This is a genomic window from Methylosinus sp. H3A, from assembly GCF_015709455.1.
Classification (GTDB): domain Bacteria; phylum Pseudomonadota; class Alphaproteobacteria; order Rhizobiales; family Beijerinckiaceae; genus Methylosinus.
Window position 1 is genome coordinate 89192 of sequence record NZ_JADNQW010000005.1, and the last position, 18992, is coordinate 108183.

Annotated in this window: 15 protein-coding genes and 1 tRNA gene; 8 read left to right on the forward strand and 8 right to left on the reverse strand. The window is 62.4% G+C overall.

Annotated elements, in window-relative coordinates; translation table 11 throughout:
- Window positions 1-747: 747 nt before the first annotated feature.
- Genes IY145_RS03285 through IY145_RS03300 form a run of 4 tightly spaced genes read left to right on the forward strand, consistent with a single transcriptional unit; the run spans window position 748 to window position 10119 of the window.
- Window positions 748-2238: an efflux transporter outer membrane subunit gene (locus IY145_RS03285; RefSeq protein ID WP_312030552.1), complete on the forward strand. Its 1491-nt coding sequence runs from the start codon at window positions 748-750 to the stop codon at window positions 2236-2238.
- A 41-nt stretch (window positions 2239-2279) separates the two neighbouring features.
- Window positions 2280-3680, forward strand: coding sequence for an efflux RND transporter periplasmic adaptor subunit (locus tag IY145_RS03290; RefSeq protein WP_196406901.1), 1401 nt, complete (start codon window positions 2280-2282; stop codon window positions 3678-3680).
- A 41-nt stretch (window positions 3681-3721) separates the two neighbouring features.
- Window positions 3722-6841 carry a multidrug efflux RND transporter permease subunit gene (locus IY145_RS03295; RefSeq protein WP_196406902.1) on the forward strand — a complete coding sequence of 1040 codons (3120 nt, stop codon included), beginning with the start codon at window positions 3722-3724 and terminating at the stop codon, window positions 6839-6841.
- Window positions 6838-10119, forward strand: a complete 3282-nt coding sequence (locus tag IY145_RS03300) for an efflux RND transporter permease subunit (protein WP_196406903.1) — start codon at window positions 6838-6840, stop codon at window positions 10117-10119. Before IY145_RS03295 ends, IY145_RS03300 begins: the two co-directional genes overlap by 4 nt.
- 21 nt (window positions 10120-10140) lie before the next feature.
- Here the strand turns inward: IY145_RS03300 and IY145_RS03305 are convergent, their stop codons facing one another.
- From IY145_RS03305 to IY145_RS03315, 3 genes are all read right to left on the reverse strand, one after another.
- Window positions 10141-10680 (reverse strand): NYN domain-containing protein, encoded by a 540-nt coding sequence (locus IY145_RS03305; RefSeq protein WP_196406904.1) that lies wholly within the window; start codon window positions 10678-10680, stop codon window positions 10141-10143.
- A 73-nt stretch (window positions 10681-10753) separates the two neighbouring features.
- Entirely contained in the window at window positions 10754-10897 is a 144-nt protein-coding gene (locus tag IY145_RS03310; protein WP_196406905.1) for a hypothetical protein, read from the reverse strand.
- Window positions 10898-10939: 42 nt separating this feature from the next.
- Complete coding sequence (locus IY145_RS03315) at window positions 10940-12418, reverse strand: glycosyltransferase family 1 protein (RefSeq protein ID WP_196406906.1); 1479 nt, start codon at window positions 12416-12418, stop codon at window positions 10940-10942.
- Between the two features lie 227 nt (window positions 12419-12645).
- Between IY145_RS03315 and IY145_RS03320 the strand changes: the two genes are divergently transcribed.
- Window positions 12646-13509: a DUF6502 family protein gene (locus IY145_RS03320; RefSeq protein WP_196406907.1), complete on the forward strand. Its 864-nt coding sequence runs from the start codon at window positions 12646-12648 to the stop codon at window positions 13507-13509.
- Complete coding sequence (locus IY145_RS03325) at window positions 13506-14681, forward strand: DUF5666 domain-containing protein (protein WP_196406908.1); 1176 nt, start codon at window positions 13506-13508, stop codon at window positions 14679-14681. The genes IY145_RS03320 and IY145_RS03325 overlap by 4 nt, the downstream gene beginning before the upstream one ends.
- A gap of 79 nt (window positions 14682-14760) precedes the next feature.
- On the opposite strand, the gene IY145_RS03330 is transcribed toward IY145_RS03325, so the two are convergent.
- Together IY145_RS03330 and IY145_RS03335 are read right to left on the reverse strand one after the other, a co-directional pair.
- Window positions 14761-15093, reverse strand: a complete 333-nt coding sequence (locus tag IY145_RS03330) for a sensor histidine kinase KdpD (protein ID WP_196406909.1) — start codon at window positions 15091-15093, stop codon at window positions 14761-14763.
- 75 nt (window positions 15094-15168) lie between these two features.
- A tRNA-His gene (locus tag IY145_RS03335) sits at window positions 15169-15245 on the reverse strand.
- Window positions 15246-15406: 161 nt separating this feature from the next.
- Here IY145_RS03335 and IY145_RS03340 point away from each other — a divergent pair.
- Both IY145_RS03340 and IY145_RS03345 read left to right on the forward strand, forming a co-directional pair.
- Window positions 15407-16231 carry a carbon-nitrogen hydrolase family protein gene (locus IY145_RS03340; protein WP_196406910.1) on the forward strand — a complete coding sequence of 275 codons (825 nt, stop codon included), beginning with the start codon at window positions 15407-15409 and terminating at the stop codon, window positions 16229-16231.
- Between the two features lie 229 nt (window positions 16232-16460).
- Window positions 16461-16799 (forward strand): integration host factor subunit alpha, encoded by a 339-nt coding sequence (locus tag IY145_RS03345; protein WP_196406911.1) that lies wholly within the window; start codon window positions 16461-16463, stop codon window positions 16797-16799.
- A gap of 110 nt (window positions 16800-16909) precedes the next feature.
- On the opposite strand, the gene IY145_RS03350 is transcribed toward IY145_RS03345, so the two are convergent.
- From IY145_RS03350 to IY145_RS03360, 3 genes are all read right to left on the reverse strand, one after another.
- Entirely contained in the window at window positions 16910-17656 is a 747-nt protein-coding gene (locus IY145_RS03350; protein ID WP_196406912.1) for a YebC/PmpR family DNA-binding transcriptional regulator, read from the reverse strand.
- Window positions 17657-17969: 313 nt separating this feature from the next.
- Window positions 17970-18368 carry a DUF4265 domain-containing protein gene (locus IY145_RS03355; RefSeq protein WP_196406913.1) on the reverse strand — a complete coding sequence of 133 codons (399 nt, stop codon included), beginning with the start codon at window positions 18366-18368 and terminating at the stop codon, window positions 17970-17972.
- Between the two features lie 111 nt (window positions 18369-18479).
- Window positions 18480-18980 carry a DUF4265 domain-containing protein gene (locus tag IY145_RS03360; RefSeq protein ID WP_196406914.1) on the reverse strand — a complete coding sequence of 167 codons (501 nt, stop codon included), beginning with the start codon at window positions 18978-18980 and terminating at the stop codon, window positions 18480-18482.
- Window positions 18981-18992: the final 12 nt, after the last annotated feature.

Below are 18992 nucleotides of genomic sequence, written 5' to 3' on the forward strand. Positions count from 1 at the left end.
TCCTGTCGAAGGTCGATGAAAGGACCATGTCAGCTATAAAAGTACATGCTTCTACCGAGCCGGCCGACACCCGTCGGCCATCGTTTTCGGGCCACTCCGAACGTTACCACCGAGGAGAACTGCCGCCTTGACCGTTCTCGACATAGAATTCGCGACATCGGCCGCGGCGATCACATGTGGCCGCCGCCCCCCTGAAATCGGGACCGCCGTCCCCCGCCGGATGGGCGCCATCGCCCGCGGCATACGCTGACGCCCAGGAGGCGACGAGCGGTCAAGCGTTCTGAAGCACTGTGCCTATGTTGCGAGCCAGCGCTGCGTCGTCGGCCTTCACATCATTCTCGGCGCGGCCCCGATCATCTCGAATGACGCGCACGCACGTGCGAATTTCGAATCGTCGCGGCGCGAGCTCGCGCGACCGCCCAGGCTATTCATTGCGGCGCGACATGGCCCTTCGAATCTAAATTAAATAACTGTAACTAGACCGTGTCCTCCATCCGGCATAGCCTCGCTCGGCGACGAGGAAAGCCCGCGAAAGCGACTCGGGGCGACAATCTCCCGCCGACGGTGGCTCCGATGCGCCGCACCGACGAATGCGAACGACGCGGCGCATCGGAGCCGCATGTAAAAAGGGCTGGACGCTTCGTGATAAAGGCGATCGCGCGCGCATGGACGACAACACGAAGGCGATCGCCTCTCTCGGCGGATGGGTTACGTCGCGGGATGGGGTTCGCCGGCGTGGCGGGAACAGTGATCGCATCGCTCGCCGGCTGCATGGCGGGGCCCGACTATGTCCGGCCAGCCGATGTCGTCCCGACCAAATTCAAAGAAGGCGCAACAAACGAGGCGGATACGAAGCAGCGCAAGGGTTGGAAGCCGATCACGCCGCTCGATGAAGCGGATCGCGGCTCCTGGTGGCTCGTCTTCAAAGACCCAGAACTGACCAAGCTCGTCGACCAGGTCGAAATCTCCAATCAAACCGTAGCGGCCGCCGCTGCGGCCTATGACCAAGCGCGGCAGATCGTTCGAGAGGGCCAAGCCGGCCTTTTCCCGACCATCACGACCGGCTACACGCCGTCGAGATCCCGGTCGACCTCCTCGACCGGCTCCGGCGTCTATTCCAAAAACTTCTCGGTTGCCGCCAACGCCGGCTGGGAAATCGACGTATGGGGACGTATCCGGCGAACAATCGAGGCCGACGCCGCCGCGACGCAAACGAGCGCCGCCGATCTCGCCAATGCGAAGCTCGCGGCGCAAGTCCAGCTCGCCGTCGCCTATTTCAATTTGCGCGCCTCGGACGAGCTCCAGGCCTCGATCGAGAACACGCTCGCTTTATTCCGACGCACGCGCGACATATTGAAAAACCAATATACGATCGGCACGACGTCGCGAGCCGATTACATCACCGCCGACAATCAGGTGCTCTCGACCGAGGCGACGGCGATCGGCGTCGGCTTGCAACGCGCGCAATATGAGCATGCGATCGCCGTCTCGATCGGGCGCAGCCCTTCCGAGCTCTCGCTTCCCAAGCGCCGATGGACGACACGGACGCCGCCGGCCGTTCCCGCTGGCGTTCCGTCCGAATTGTTGGAGCGTCGTCCCGATATCGCAGCAGCGGAGCGGCAATTGCAGCAGCAGAATGCGCTGATCGGCGTCGCCGTCGCCAATTTCTATCCGCGCGTGACACTCTCTCCCGCGCTGAGCTTCGCCGCGACGAAACCCTGGCCGGTGACGGCCGCGCACGAGGCCTGGTCGCTCCTGGGCAGCGCTACGCAGACTATATTCGACGGCGGCTTGCTCGACGCGCAACACAAGGCCGCCGAAGCCTCCTACCGGCAAGCGGTCGCGAACTACCGCCAGACCGTCCTCACCGCGTTCCAGCAGGTCGAGGACGATCTCGCTGCGATCCGGCTGATCGCCCGAGAAGTCGAACGCTTGGATCGCGCCGTGCGAGAGGCGCGCGAGGCCGTGGACGTCTATCTCAACCAATATCGCGTCGGCACGGTCTCCTTCACATCGGTGGTCACCGCTCAGGCGACTCTGCTCTCCGGAATTGAGGCCTCATTGACGGCGCGGCAGAATCTGTTCATTGCCACCGTCAATCTCATCGGCGCTCTGGGCGGCGGCTGGGCCGCCTCGCATTTGCCTGCGATCGACTCGCTCACCGACATCGCAACCCCGCCCCCGCCTGTCCCGGCGAGCGCGCTTTCCGCCGCCCTTTCGGCCGCGAACGCGCAGTAGAGGATCGAGCCATTCGGGTCGCACAGGTCGAAGAGAAAAACATGGACGAGAAGGTCACCCAACACGAGCCCGCCGCCTGCGCCGAACCTTCCGGCGCGCGAAAAGGTCTTGCTTTTTTGAAGCGCAACGGCTCGCGGCGCTCGCCAGTCGCGATCGGTCTCACAGCGCTCATCGTCGCGTCACTCGGCTATGTGAGCTATCGAGTGATCTCTCCGAAGGATCAGTCGATCCAAAAGCCTGGACGGCGCGGCGCCTTTGGCGGACCTCCGCCTGTCGCAGTCGCGACCGTCGCGCGCAGCGACATCAAAATCGTCCGCCACGGCCTGCTCGGCTCCGTGACGCCCATCGCCAATGTCACCGTCAAGACGCAGCTCGGCGGCTATCTCACCGAGATCGGCTTCAAGGAAGGACAATACGTTCAAAAGGGCGATTTTCTCGCGCAGATCGATCCACGTCCCTATGAAGCGCAGAAGGCGCAATATGAAGGACAATTGCTTCGCGATCAGGGCCTCCTGAACCAAGCGCGCGACGACCTGCGCCGCTATCAATCCTTGAAGAAGCTCGATTCGATCGCACATCAACAGGCGGAAAACCAAGTCTGGATCGTCAAGCAATACGAAGGCTCCGTCAAAGCCGATCAAGCCCTCGTCGACAATCAGACTCTGAACCTCACCTATGCGCGCATCGTGTCTCCTATCGCAGGACGCGTCGGCCTGCGAAAGGTCGACGCAGGAAGCTATGTCACGACGCAGGACGCCATTGCGCTCGTGGCCCAGATCGATCCCATCTCCGTGATCTTTGGCGTGCCCGAGGATTATATTCCGGACATTCTACGCGCGCAAAAGAAGAATGGCGCGCTGGAAGTGATCGCCTTCGATCGTTCCGACACGAAGCAACTCGCGATCGGACGACTACACACGCTCGACAATACGATCGACCCGTCGACCGGCATGGTGAGCGCGAGAGCCGAATTCGAGAACAGGGACGAGAAGCTCTATCCCAATCAATTCGTGAATATTCATCTCCTCGTCGAGGTGCGCGAGCAGGCGCTCACTCTGCCGAAGACCGCGATCCGAAAGGGCGCCGCCGGCCATTTCGTCTATAAAGTGACGGGCGAGAATCGTGTCGTAATGCAACCTGTCATTCCCGCGGGAGGCGAGAATTTCGATGATGTCGCCGGATATAATGACGGCCGCATAGAGATCCTGCAGGGCGTGGCCGAAAGCGATCGCATCGTCGTCGAAGGCGCGGATCGCCTGCGCGAAGGAGCCGAGGTCACGATCGCCGACGGCGGCGATCGCGAGCATCGCACGGCCGCAGACGCCTCGAAGCCGCCTCCGCCCCACAATCTTGCGCCGGAGGCTCAACCTTCCGAAAAGCGCTTCGATCCCGAGCGGGCGAGAGAGCGCCGTCCGAAACGCCAGCCGACGGAAACGCAGTGATCTCGCCGACCACTTCCATTCGACCGAGGCGCGTCTGATCCATGAACCCGTCGCAGCTCTTCATCAACCGTCCGGTCGCCACGACACTGCTGATGGCGGCCATCATGCTCGCAGGGCTGTTCGCCTATCGGATGCTGCCACTCTCCGCCTTGCCGGCTGTCGACTATCCGACGATACAGGTGCAGACTTTCTACCCTGGCGCCAGTCCGGAAGTCATGACCTCCGCTGTGACCGCGCCGCTCGAGCGGCAATTCGGACAAATGCCGGGCCTCAATCAGATGACCTCGTCGAGCTCGGCCGGCGCGTCCATCATCACATTGCAATTCGATCTCGGCCTGAGCCTCGACGTCGCCGAGCAGCAGGTGCAGGCGGCGATCAACGCCGGCGGCAATCTCGTGCCTCAGGATCTGCCCACTCCGCCGATCTACGCCAAGATAAACCCGGCAGATGCGCCGATCATGACACTCGCCGTCACTTCGAAATCGATGCCGCTGATCGATGTCGAGGACTACATCGAGACAAGGCTCGCGCAAAAGCTGTCGCAACTGCCTGGAGTGGGTCTCGTCGGCGTCGGACACGGTCAGCGGCGCGCGATTCGCGTTCGCTTCAATCCGAAGGCGCTCGCAAAATATGGGCTCAATATCGACGATCTGCGCACGATCATCGGCAACACCAACACCAATGCGCCCAAGGGCGGCTTCGACGGGCCGAAGCAATCCACGACGATCAACGCCAACGACCAGATCGACGATCCCGCGCAATTTCGCAATGTCATCATCGCCTATCGAAACGGCAATCCAATTCGCCTCTCCGACGTGGCGGAAGTCCGACACGGTCCCGAGAACGACAAGATCGCCTCCTGGGCCAATTCGACGCCGGCGATCATCCTCGACATAAGGCGCCAGCCCGGAGCCAATGTCATCGACGTCGTCGAGAACGTCAAAGCCATGTTGCCGAGGCTGCAGGCCTCGCTGCCGCCCTCGCTCGAAGTCTCTGTGCTCAGCGACCGCACCACGACGATCCGCGCTTCCGTCGAGGATGTGGAGCTCGAGCTCATGCTCGCCGTCATCTTGGTCGTTCTCGTCATTTTCGTGTTCCTGCGCAATCTGCCGGCGACTCTCATCCCCAGTCTCTCGGCGCCGCTGTCGCTCGTCGGCGCTTTCGTCGCCATGTATCTGATGGGCTTCAGCCTGGACAATCTGTCCCTCATGGCGCTCACCATCTCGACGGGCTTCGTCGTCGACGACGCCATCGTCGTGATCGAGAACATCGCGCGTTACATCGAGGCCGGAATGGCGCCGATGCAGGCGGCGCTGCGCGGCTCCGCGCAGATCGGCTTCACCATCGTCTCGCTGACCGTTTCCCTCGTCGCAGTGCTCATCCCTCTGCTGTTCATGGGCGATGTGGTGGGGCGGCTCTTCCATGAATTCGCCGTCACGCTCGCCGTGACCATCGTCATTTCTGCATTCGTCGCACTGTCGCTCGTGCCGATGCTCTGCGCGAGACTCCTGCGCCACAGAACCCTTGCGCAGCGCAGCCGCTTCGATATCGCCTCCGAACGCTGCATCGACGGAATGATTCGCCTCTATGGGCGCGCGCTCGATGTCGTTCTGCAACGCCAGCCGCTCATGCTGGCCGCGACCGTCGCGACGCTCGCGCTCACCTGCGTGCTCTATGCCGTCATTCCGAAAGGCTTCTTTCCACCGCAGGATACGGGCGCGATCCAGGCCATCTCCGAAATGCGGCAGGAGATTTCCTTCGTCGGCATGGTCGAAAAGCAACATGAGCTCGGCGAAGCGATCCTTCGCGATCCAGACGTCGCCTCCATCAGTTCCTCGGTCGGCGTCGACGGCGAAAACGCGACGCTCAACAGCGGTCGCTTCTTCATCGCTCTGAAGCCGACATCGACACGAAAGTCGAGCGTGACCGAAGTGATCGCGCGTTTGCAGGCTGCGGCGGCGCAAATTCCCGGCGCGCAGCTCTATATGCAGCCGGTCCAGGATCTGGCGATCGATTCGACCGTGAGCAAGGCCGCCTATCATTTCGTGCTCGAGAACGCCAATGTCGCGTCGCTCAGAGAGTGGACGCCGAAGCTCGTCGAACGCCTGCGCGAGGCTCCAGAGCTCGCGAATGTCGCGAGCGACCTGCAGAACCGCGGCAAGGCCCTCGATATCGTCATCGATCGCGCCACGGCCGCGCGCTTCGGCATCACCATGGCCGCTGTGGATAATATGCTCTACGACGCCTTCGGACAGCGTATCGTCTCGACGATCTATACACAGTCGAACCAATATCGCGTCATTCTCGAGCTCGACCCCGAGCGCCGAGCGTCGCATGACGCGCTGTCTGGCCTCTATCTCCCGTCATCGTCCTCCTCGTCGAGCGGTCAAGTTCCACTCGCCGCGATCATGCATATGGAAGAACGCGACGGGCCGCTCCAGATCACACATCTCGGCCAGTTCCCGGCGACGACGATCTCATTCGACATCGCGCGAGGCGCATCGCTCGGCGCCGCGGTTCAAGCGATAGAGGCGGCGCGTCGAGAGATCGAGCTCCCCGAAAGCTTCGCGCTCGCCATGCAAGGCGCAGTGGCAGCCTTCACTGCCACCTCGAGTAGCCAAGTGCTGCTGATTCTCGCCGCGATCGTGACGATGTATATCGTGCTCGGCGTGCTCTACGAGAGCTTCGTCCATCCGATCACCATTCTCTCGACGCTGCCTTCGGCCGGCGTCGGCGCCTTGCTCGCGCTGATCCTGACCGGCCATGATCTCGACGTCATGGGCGTCATCGGCATTATTCTTCTCATCGGCATCGTCAAGAAAAACGCGATAATGATGATCGATTTCGCCCTCGAGGCAGAGCGCGTCGACGGCCTCTCGCCCCGTGACGCGATCTATCGCGCCTGCTTGTTGCGCTTCCGGCCCATCCTCATGACGACGATGGCGGCCATGCTCGGCGCCGTGCCGCTCATGCTCGGCTCCGGCGTCGGATCGGAGTTGCGTCAGCCACTCGGCGCCTCGATCGTCGGCGGACTCGTCGTCAGCCAAATGCTGACCCTCTTCTCGACGCCAGTCGTCTATCTCTATTTCGATCGGCTCGCGCTCTATCTCGCCCGAGTCGGCGCCTCCGACGAAAGCGAACGAAGCGAGGCGACGGAATGAATATTTCGGCGCCCTTCATCACGCGGCCCATCGCCACCACTCTGCTCACGATAGGCCTCACGCTCGCTGGCGCGCTGGCCTTCACCCGGCTGCCGGTGGCGCCGCTGCCTCAGGTCGATCTGCCGACGATCTCGGTCACCGCGTCGCTTCCCGGCGCCTCGCCGGAAACGGTCGCGACGAGCGTCGCTGGTCCCTTGGAGCGGCGACTCGGCGCGATCGCCGACGTCACCGAAATGACCTCGTCGAGCAATACGGGCCAAACCAATATCATTTTGCAATTCGGCCTCGATCGCGACATCAACGGAGCCGTCCGCGACGTGCAGGCGGCGGTGAACGCCGCGGCGGCGGATCTACCGACCGGGCTGACCTCCAACCCGAGCTATCGCAAGTTCAATCCGGCCGACGCGCCGATCCTGATACTCGCCTTGACGTCGACGTCGCTGACCCGCGCGCAGCTCTATGACGCCGCCAGCAATGTGCTTCAACAGAGCCTGTCGCAGATCACGGGCGTCGGGCAAGTCTCGATCAATGGCGGGGCCGCTCCGGCAGTGCGCGTCGAGCTCAATCCCGCGGCGTTGTTCAAATATGGCGTCGGCCTCGAGGACGTGCGCGCGGCCTTGGCCTCCGCCAACGCCAATAGCCCCAAGGGCGACATCGTTCGCAATGGCGAACGCTGGCAAATCTACACCAATGACCAGGCCAGCTATGCGCGGGATTATCTGCCGCTGATCATCGCCTATCGCAATGGCAATCCGGTGCGCCTATCCGACATTGCGGAAGTGAAGGATTCGGTCGCCGACCTCCGCAACGCCGCGCTCGCGCAAGGCAAGCCCGCCATATTGGTGACGATCTTTCGCCAACCGGGCTCGAACATCATCGAGACGGTCGAGCAGATCAAAGCTCAACTTCCAAAGCTCGCGGCGGCATTGCCGAATGATATCGAGATCATCGAGGCGTCGGACCGAAGCACGACGATCCGCGCCTCGCTCCGTGACACAGAATTGACGCTCGTCATATCCGTCGCGCTCGTAATAGCCGTCGTTTTTCTGTTCATCGGTGAATGGCGCGCGGCGCTGGTGCCGGCGATCGCAGTGCCCGTGTCGATCGTCAGCGCTTTCTTGGCGATGTATCTTCTCGGCTACAGCCTCGACATTCTTTCGCTCATGGCGCTGACGATCGCGACCGGATTCGTCGTCGACGATGCGATCGTCGTGCTCGAGAACATAGAGCGACATCTCGAGGCGGGGATCCCTCGGCGCGAGGCGGCGCTGCTAGGCGCCCGCGAAGTCGGTTTCACAGTCCTCTCCATCAGCCTGTCGCTCATCGCGGTGTTCCTGCCGCTGCTGCTCACGGGCGGCCTGCTCGGACGAATGTTCCGTGAGTTTTCCGTCACGCTCTCGATGGCGATCCTCGTATCGCTCGTCATCTCGCTGACGACGACGCCCATGCTCTGCTCCGTCTTTCTGAGAGCCGGGCCGCGGCGCGAGAAGCACTGGAGCGGCTTCTTCTCGAAAGTGGCGAGCGGCTATGCGCGCAGCCTTATTTGGGCGCTGCATCATCGCTTACTGATCATATTCGCCCTCGTCGCTTCGCTCGCGCTGACCATCGAGCTCTTCATCGTCATTCCGAAGGGTTTTTTCCCCGAGCAGGACATCGGACGCCTGCAAGGCTCTATCCAGGCGGATCAAGGCATATCGTTTCAAGCGATGAGCGAGAAGCTCGGTGAATTCGTCTCGATCTTGCGTAGCGATCCCGCTGTCGACGTGGTTACGGGCAACACCGGCGCGGGTAGCGGCGGGCGCGCCGGCTCCGTGAACAGCGGATCGATATCCGCGGCACTCAAGCCGCTCTCCGAACGCGACGTGAGCCCGGCCCAGATCATCGAGCGATTGCGCCCCAAATTGGCGCAGGTCGCCGGCGCGAGGCTGTTCCTCCAGTCGGTTCAGGATCTTCGCGCCGGTGGGCGGCCGGGCGGCGCCCTCTATCAATATACGCTCCTCGCCGACAATTCCGCCGACCTCGTCGAATGGACGCCAAAACTCATGGAGGCGCTGCAGAAGAGCGGCGTCGTCGTGGATGTGAACACCGATCAGCAGCAGAATGGCGTCGAGAGCTTCATAGAGATAGACCGCGATACGATGTCACGATTGGGCCTCACGCCGGTGCAGGTGGACAATACTCTCTATGACGCCTTCGGGCAGCGGCAGGTGTCGACCATCTACAGTGATCTCAATCAATATCATGTCGTGATGGAGGTCGCGCCGCGCTATTGGCAAGACCCGCAGATCCTGCGTGAAATCTATGTGAGCACGGCGGCGAAGCCCGCGAGCGGCTCCGCCGCCTCCGTCCTCCCCATCGGCTCCGTGACATCCGTCGGCGGAAGCGGATCGACGGCGAACGCCTCGCTCGACTCGGCGCGCAACGCCTCGACCAATGCGATCGCCAATTCCGGCCGGGGCGGCGCCTCGAGCGGCGCCGCGGTGAGCACGACCGTCGAGACCATGACGCCACTGATCGCCTTCACGCGCTTCAAGCGAGGCGCGACGCCGCTCGCGATCAATCATCAAGGCCCCTTCGCCGCCGCGACGATTTCCTTCAATCTCGCCCCGGGAGCGTCGCTCAGCGACGCTGTCACGGAGTTCGATCGGGCGATCGCCGAGATTCATATGCCGGCGACCGTGCATGGCGGCATGGAGGGCACGGCCCGCACTTTTCAAGCGTCCCGTGACAGCGAGCCACTGCTGATCGTCCTGGCGCTGGTCGCAGTCTATATCGTTCTCGGCGTTCTCTATGAGAGCTATGTGCATCCGATCACGATACTGTCCACACTGCCATCGGCCGGAGTCGGCGCGCTTCTGGCTCTGTTCGCTTTCGGATCAGAGCTCAGCGTCATCGCGCTGATCGGCTTGTTCCTGCTCATCGGCATCGTCAAAAAGAATGCGATCATGATGATCGACTTCGCGCTCGATGCGCAGCGTATGCGGGCGATGAGCGAATATGACGCGATCGTCGAGGCTTGCCGGCTTCGCCTTCGTCCCATACTGATGACGACAGCAGCGGCGATTCTCGGCGCGCTTCCGCTCTTGGCGAGCTATGGCGATGGCGCCGAAATTCGGCGTCCGCTCGGCGTCACCATCGTCGGCGGTCTCGTGCTCAGCCAATTGCTGACGCTTTATACGACGCCCGTTCTCTATCTGACATTCGGCGACATGCGCGACAAGATCGCGGGCCTTCGCATCGCGCGCCTTTTCGGATGGCTCCGCTCGCAGCGCAGTTAAAGCGAAGGCTCCGTTTGCGCGTCACCCGACCCGCTGGGCGGACACACGCCGAATTTCATTCGAGAGATCGTCGATGTCGATGAATTCATCGGCTTGACGACGCAATTCTTCGGCGATTATCGGCCGCGGCGTCCTGATCGTCGAAATGACGGATACGCGCACTCCTTTGCGCTGGACCGCCGCGACGAGCGATCGAAACGCGCCATTGCCGGAAACCAAGGTCATCGCATCGACACGCTCGGTCATCGCCATCACGGCGACCGCGAGGTCGACGTCGATGCTTCCTCTAAATCGGTGACGGCCAAAGCCATCGACCGATTCCGCGATTTGCTTCCTGACGACGACATATCCGTTGCAGCCGAGCCATTCGGTCAGTCGATTTGTCGGCCCATTGGCTTGCGCCTCCGTCAACGCAGCGTAGTAGAAGACCTGGGCCGAATGTGATTTTCCTCGAAGCCGGCGCAAAAGCCGCGCGTAGTCGAGATCGATGCCGAGAGAACTGACCGCCAGATGCAGATTTGCGCCGTCGATGAATATTGCGCTTCGTTCGAAATTTCGCATTTTCTTTCTCGCATCCGCATGGCGCCTCGCGCGCTGACGCGTCGGTCGCCGCCGCGCCCATCGGACGACCGCGTCAAAAGAGCTCGAAGATCAGAAAGCCGAGAACCACGAGGAACCCCGCGAGATCGACGACGACGAGACCATTGCCCAAGATCCAGAGAAAATCTGTGGCTTTTTCGATGAGCGGTTGGATCGTCATGATCACTGAGAGATTCATAGAGTCTCCTCTCGCGGCGCGACTTCGAATGCGCAATGCAGATCAGGCATGGGCGGAGAATCCGCGCGCAGACGCCGCGCGGCCGATTGGCGCTTGATAGGCGTCGGTCGAAACGAGTTCCAGAAGCGCCTCGGCGGCGGCGTCCCAAGTGACGTAAGACGATCGGCTTCTCGTCGGCGCCTCGCGTGACAGGCGCAAGATCTCGTCGGCCAGATCGATCGGATCGAGAAGATCGAAATAGCGGACATCGGCGCCCCCTATTTCATGAAACACCGGAATGTCCGAGGCGATGACCGGAATGCCGCGGCGCCCCGCTTCCACCAGGGGGAGACCGAATCCTTCGATCATCGATGGAAAAATCAAGGCGCGCGCGTGCTCGTAGCAATGTCTGAGATCTGCATCGCTCGAGTCGTTCAACCAGAAGAGACGACGGCCGTATTCCGGATGGTTTAGGATGTCACGCTGCAAAGCCTCGCTCTGCCAACCCGCGCGGCCGACGATGACATAGCGCGCGTCGATGATGTTCGCGCGCCATAGGAGATCGAAGGCTTCGAGCGCGATCGGATATCCCTTTCGCGGCTCGAGCGTGCCGACGCTCAAGAAAATCGGTGTCTTTGTCGCCGTTAGCTCCAGCACATCCGCCGAGATCGATGTTTCGGCCTGATCGTCGAAATCCGCGCCGAGTCGCCACCAGCCGACTCGTAGATCAGGCTTTGTCCGAACCCCCTCGTGCAAGACATAGGACACGAGATCGTCGGCGACGCTTCGAGAGATGCACAGGATTCGATCGCTCTTCAGAACGATGGCGTCGAACCACGCTCGGAATTGTTCTGTCATCGGAGCAGCGACGCTGAGCGGCTGCGTCAGAGGGATGAGATCATAGACGAGCGTCACGAGCTGTCCGCCGGCCTCGGTCAGCTCTTCGATGATCGGAACATATTCGTCGGTCACCAGCCAGCTCGCGTCCAAGATCAGGAATTTGTCGCCTTTTCGAAATTCGATAGACCGCCTCCTGCGCGAAGCCCCGAAATAGGGAACGAGCGTTCCGTTTTCGATCACCACGGGAATCGATCCCTCACCGCGAAGCGTTCTCTTGGCGACCTCTCGCACGACGCGTTGGATTCCCTGGTTTCCTCCGAAACGAAATGTGGGCGTCACATCGATGAACAGACGAGGCGAAGTGGCGGCGAGAATTACATGTGTCGGATCTCGGTCGCACAGAGGAAGCGGCGGATGGCGAGGCCTCGGGGTGCGCTTCTGCGTGCCGTCGTGCAAATGCGCAAGTCCGAGCAATCGCGTGGTCGTCCAAAGTAGCTCTTTTATCTTCCGATAGACATGCGCCGTGATCGGATCGACGGCTCCAGCGACACGCTGTCGATAGAGCTCGAGATGCTCCTTTTGGATCTGCGCAGCCAGATAGAGAGCGATTTTGGTCGCATCATCCTGCGGCGACTGAACGCCGGTGGAGCGAGCGGATGAGCGGCCGTCGATCGGAAAGTCTGGCGTTGCATGCATGTTCATGGCTCGAAGAGTCCTGAAGGCTTCGACGGATGTCGCTCTGTCGCGCGTTTGGAACGCGACAAACGGCCATGCGCCGGGCCGTCCGGTGCTCGAGAAGGAGCGTTCCAGGTGTGACACCGCCCCACGACATTGCGTGGGAAAATATCCCACGCAATTTGCGAACAAAAATCGGGGCTGTCAAGAGTACGTGGGATTGTATCCCACGCACCGGCGGGTTACCTTCGGCCATGGCCGACAGCGACGAAAATGGGCTTTCCGACGCCGCGCGTCTCCAGCAGCCGATCGCTCGGGTGCTGCGTCCGCTGGTGCGCCTGTTCATTCGCTATGGAGCGACCTTTCCGGCGCTCTGCGATCTGCTGCGCGAGCTCTACGTAAATGTCGCGGTTCATGACTTCGCGCTGCCCGACAAAGAGCAGACCGACAGCCGCATCAGCCTGCTCACCGGCATTCACCGCAAGGAGGTCCGACGCCTGCGGGAGGCCGGCGCCCCAGTGCGGACCGTTCCCGCGAGCGTATCGCGCACGTCGCAAATCGTCGCGCTATGGCTTGGCGACCGACGATTCACCGACAGGAAAGGCGCTCCGGCGCCTCTGCGGCGAGCCGGATCGGACGGGCGCGGGCCGACTTTCGAAGCCCTCGTCGAAGAGGTGACGCGAGACGTGCGTCCACGCGCAGTTCTCGACGAATGGCTCGACCGCAAGATCGTGTCGATCGACAAGGACGGCAGAGTCGCGCTCGGCGAAGCGGCGATCGCTCCCAATAAGAGCGATGAGCGCCAGCTCTATTATTTCGGTCGCAATCTCCACGATCACATTGCCGCGGCCGTCGCCAATATCGTCAGCGAGCCGGCGCCCTTCATGGAACGCGCGGTTCACTACGAGGGGCTGTCGGAAGACAGCGCGCGGCGACTCGAGACGCTGTCCCGCGAGCTGGCGATGGAGGGGCTGATCGCCGCCAATCGTGAAGCTCAGACGCTCCAGCAAAGTGGGGAAGGTGGAAACTGGCGCTGGACTTTCGGCATCTATGTTTATCGAGAGGACGAGCGACCGCCGCAGGAGCCGACCAACGGACAAAAAGGCGTCCGCTCGTGAGCCCGCTTCGAAATCCGACCCGACGCCAGTTCACGACGCTTCTGGGGTGGCTCCTGTCCTCGGTTTCGACGCGCGCGCGAGCCGCCGGAGACAAGCCGCGAGACAATGGCATAGGCGGAACGGGCTACATCTCCGCCTTTCCCGATCGCGACAATGGCATAGGCGGAACCGGCGTCGTCGGAACGATACGCGCTTTCGGCAGCATCATCGTCAACGGCCTTCGCGTCTCCTATCCCGCAGACGCCGATGTCCGCATCGACGGTCGCCAAGCGAGCGTCGGCGATCTGCGAATCGGCCATGTGGTGTCGCTCGTCGCAGAGCGCGACGGGACGAAGCTCACGACAAAGAAGATCGGCGTGCTCCGCGAAGTGGTCGGGCCGATCGAAAAAATCTCGGGCCATGGCCTGCGCGTTCTCGGGCAGACGGTCGAGTTCGGGCGTGGCGCGAAGATCGAAAAGACCAGCGCTTTTTCGGTGGGCCAGCATGTCGCGGTGAGCGGCCTGCGCCTACCCGATCAAACGATCGTCGCCAGCCTCGTCGAAATCGCCGCGCCGGGCGCGGCTCAGCTCGTCGGCGTCGTCACCCGATCGTCGGATCGACGATTGGCGATCGGCGCACAGCCGCTATCGGGGGTCGCGGAAGCCATGCTCGGTCAACGAATCATGGTGCGCGGCGCCGCGACGGCGGGCGCGTTGGATGTGACGTCGACCTCTGCGGACGCCTGGCTGCCGCGCGGGCCGGATAATTTCCTCGTGGAGACCTATCTCGAACGTCGCGGCGCGACAGTGAAAACCGCGAGCGGCTTGGAGCTCGGCGGCGGCGATCTGGCCTTTCAGGGCGTCGTTCGGGCTGTCGTCGGCATAGATGCGACATCCGTTGGCGCTTGGTCCATCCGCTCGCTCCACGCCAGCGAGACTCTCGGCAACCGGGGAGCCGCCAAGGAGCGGCGCGAGCGCTCTGAGCTGCCGAGCCCGTCTGGCCGCCCTGCCGGACAGGAGACATCCCCGTCGATCGGCGTCGACCTTCCGTCGGGCTTCGGCGTTCCGGATGGACCGCGCGGCTACGGAACTCCCGTCGCCCCGGGCGGCCCCATCGGTCCCGGCATGCCCGGAGGGCCAGGCGGTTTCGGCGGCGGCGGGCCGAGCCACGGCGGCGGCCGGCCGACACGATAATCGAGAGCCGATCATCCGGCCGGCCACCAGATCCGAACCTCAGCGCAACGATCACGGACCGGCTTGCGCCGAATTAGAGTCAGCGGCGATCGGTCATTGGAAAGGTCACTTCGAATTTCGCGCCGCCGCCGCGCGTCGTCGACACCGAGATCGCGCCGCCGTGGAGACCAACGAGCTCCTGTACGATCGCCAAGCCGAGTCCCGTGCCCGGCGTGAGGTCGTTTTTGCGCCAGAATGGTTCGAAAATCAGCTCGCGGTCCGATTCTTCGACGCCCGCCCCATGGTCGACGACTGCGATCGACGCATCGGCGCCGACGACCACGCTCACGACTCCTCCCACGGGCTCCGCGCGCAGAGCATTGTCGACGAGATTGGCGATGACCGCTTCGATCGCGCGACGGCTTCCCTTCACGACGACCGGCTCCGGCGGCGGCCCGGGCCGCCCCGGCTAAGGCCTCCAAACACTCCAATTTTTCAGTAAGTTGAGTGGTACCGCCACCCCGACTTGAACGGGGGACCCCCAGATCCACAATCTGGTGCTCTAACCAACTGAGCTATGGCGGCACGTCGGCGGGCCGGAAACTAGAAGCAACGCCGCGCCAATGCAATGCGGAAATGCAGGAGCCGGATCGAAAAATTACCCGTTTCGCCGCCGCCGCGCCGGGCTAGAATATCCCTCCGACGGCGGCCGCCCCCGCCTGCTCGAAGCTCGAGAGACGCAAGCGATGAAAGTCACACTGGTCCAGATGAATTCGGTCAGCGACAAAGCCGCCAATCTCGCCGCAGCCCGCGCCCTGATCGACCAGGCCGTCCGCGAGGAGCGCCCCGACTGGATCTGTCTGCCGGAGGTCTTCGACTTCATCGGAGGCAATCGCGCCGACAAGGCCGCCGCCGCCGAGGAGCTGCCGGGCGGCCCCGCCTATTCGCTCTGCAGCGCCCTGGCGCGGGAATATGGCGTCTATATCCACGCCGGCTCCATTCTCGAGAAGGTTCCCGGCGAGGAACGGCTCCACAACACCACCGTCGCCTTCGACCGCAGCGGCAGAGAGATCGCGCGCTACCGCAAGATCCATATGTTCGACATTACCGCGCCCGATGGCGCGCAATATCGTGAAAGCGCGGCCTTCAAGCCGGGAGACGCCGTCGTCACCTATGACTGCGACGGCCTCACCGTCGGCTGCGCCATTTGTTACGATCTGCGTTTTCCGTATTTGTTCCAGGCCCTCGCAGACAAGGGCGCGGACATTGTCGCGCTGCCCTCGGCCTTCACCCTCGTCACCGGCAAGGACCATTGGGAGGTGCTCGCCCGCGCCCGCGCGATCGAGATCCAGGCCTATGTCTGCGCCCCGAATCAGACCGGCGCGCACAAGGCCGGGCATGAGACGCGCGCAAGCTACGGCAATTCTCTGATCGCCGACCCCTGGGGCCATGTCGTCGGCCGCGCATCGGAGGGCGTCGGCCTCGTCTCGACGCGAATCGATCGCGACCGCATCCGCAAGGTCCGCGCCATGATTCCGGTCGCGAGCCATAGGGTGACGCTGCCTGCATGAGCCGGCCAGCCGAGCCTCTGTTTCGTTCTAACCAGCGGAGCTGTCAGGAGAAATCCGAGGCGCACTTGCGCGATTCGGCAAAGTGTGGCTACATTATTGTTTAGACTGCCGACAATCCGCAAACAGGATCGGCGCGCCGCAAAAAGGCGCCGGCAGAGGGGGGAGCAAAAATAATGGCCTCGCGAAATCAGAGCCGCGAAGCGGGCAGGCTTGCGCCCGCACCGGTAGCATGACGAAGAAGATCGAGCCAGGGCGCACTTTGACGCGGGCGGCCCTGCGCGAAGCCGTGTACAGCTGTTGTCCGACGCTGTCGCGAGCAGAAGCCCGCCAAATCCTCGACGCCACCTTCGAGGAGATCAGCGAAGCCCTGGTGCGGGGGGAGTCGGTCAAGCTGCGCTCCTTCGGCAGCTTCAACGTCCGCGCCAAGCGCGAACGCGTCGGCCGCAATCCAAAGACCGGCGTCGAAGCGCCGATCTGCTCCCGCAAGGTTCTCACCTTCAAGGCCTCGCCCGTGCTCATCGCCCAGGTGAATGGATTGCCGATCGAGCATTTGGAAGAGGCGGACTGACGCCGCTTCCACGTGCAGCGAGCCTGAAGGCTCGCGGTCCAGGATGCATTGGACCGCGAGCCTTCAGGCTCGCATCCTTTCGAGCGGGGCCGTCGTCCCTCCCTCGCCGCTCAGCCCGAGAGTTTCGCGACCAGAGCGTCGGACACTTCGAAATTGGCATAGACGTTCTGGACGTCGTCATTGTCCTCGAGCGCGCCGATCAGCTTGAGAATTTTCTCGCCGGCCTCGTCGTCGACGGCGACGGTGTTTTGCGGCCGCCAGACCAGCGCCGCCTTCTTCGGCTCGCCGAACTTGGCCTCGAGCGCCTTGGCGACGTCGCGCAACCCCTCGACGGAGGTGACGATCTCATGCGTCTCCTCCGTGGTGGAGACATCCTCCGCCCCGGCTTCGATCGCTGCCTCCATCATGGCGTCCTCGGAGGCCGCCTTGCGGGGGAATTCGATAAGGCCGACGCGGTCGAACATGAAGGAGACGGCGCCGGTCTCGGCCAGCGCGCCGCCCGCCTTCGTGAAATAGGAGCGGATTTCGCCGGCGGTGCGGTTGCGATTGTCGGTCAGCGCCTCGATGATGACGGCGACGCCGCCCGGCGCATAGCCCTCGTAGCGCACCTCGTCGTAATTCTCGGCGTCCGCGCCCGAGGCCTTTTTGATGGCCCGCTCGATATTGTCCTTGGGCATGTTCTCGGCGCGGGCCGCGAGCATGGCGGCGCGCAGGCGCGCATTCATATTGGGGTCGGGCAGGCCCATTTTGGCGGCGACGGTGATTTCGCGGGCGAGCTTGGAGAAGAGCTTGGAGCGAATCGCATCCTGCTTGCCCTTCTTGTGCATGATGTTCTTGAACTGACTATGCCCTGCCATCGTCCCAGCCCTTGGAAAGTCCCGCCTCTCGTCCCGCGCGCCCGCGCGGTCTCCGTCGCGTCATATACGCCGGCCCATCCCGGAAATAAAGAAAGGCGGCGCGCATCGCCAGAGCAATCGGGTGAAGGGCAATCACCCTCGCCCTCATGCTGAGGACGCTCTGCAGGAGCCGTCTCGAAGCGCGAGGGCGAGCTCCAGAAAGCGGCGCACAGCATGAGGAAACCTTCACCCATTTGCCCTGCGCGCATCGCCAGGGCGTGTGTCATCGCGACGGAAGCCAGCTTCATCAAGCCCGGAGCTTCCGCTGGCAGGCCTAATCACGACGGAGCGCAGGCCCCTCGAAAGCATGTCCGACATAGCCCTCTTCGAACAGCCAGGCTCCCTCTCTCTGGCCTATTTCGAGCAGCTGGTAAACGTCGTGAATATCTGTCTCCGGAAAAACGTCCACGGCGTATAGCTCTCCGCCTCTGAAGAATGTCTTCTCCCAGTCGCACCCGCGGTCCTTCAGCAGACCGAGCAAAGCGGTTGCTTCGTCATTCCTTTGCTCGATAAATATTCTGTATGTCGAGTGGCCGCCTCTCTCGACGACACTCTCTATCACGAGGCAATTGTCGACGAGAGCGACGAGCAAATGGTCCCCGAGGCTCACGCTCTTGGAGAAAAACGGAATATTGCCGACTTCGACAATCGCTTTGTCGCCGATCGCCGTCACGAATTTCGTCCAAACTCCTTCGCTGTCGGTCCCGTGCCAGGAGTCCGAGTCCAATTTCAGACTGATCAGAATTTGGCTGCGCTCTTCCATTCGATGCTGGGGCTCCGGCAATCAAAATATCGGCAGCATTCCCGCTGTGAATGTCGTGTCGCCGACCTGATAGAGCCAGCGGCCTTTTGCTTCGCCGTCCGCGATGATCGCATGCGCCTCGGCGATATCGACGAGATCGGGAATGTCGACGCTCAGGAGCAATTTTCGCCCGATGGTCAGATCTATATGCATGCTCTCATAGAAGCAGCCCATCGTCTTCAGCAGCCTCCAGTCGCGGCAGGCCAATGCGTCTTCGTCATCGACGAGCAGCATATAGGTCGAGTGACCGCATCTTTCGGCGACGCTCGTAAAATCAAAAATGTGATCCTCGACCCTCGGGGCGGCGCATACGACATCCAAGAACGACAAGCCGGTCACGAGGAACGGGGAATTCAGAATTGTAAATCTCGTCCAATTGCTTCCTTCGACATGCTCGGCCCAGAGCGTTTCGGTCGCATGGCCGTGCCAGTCCTCTTGGTCGAGGCGAAACAAGATTTTCAGCTTGTTTTCCAGCATGGCCATTCCCAAATTTCC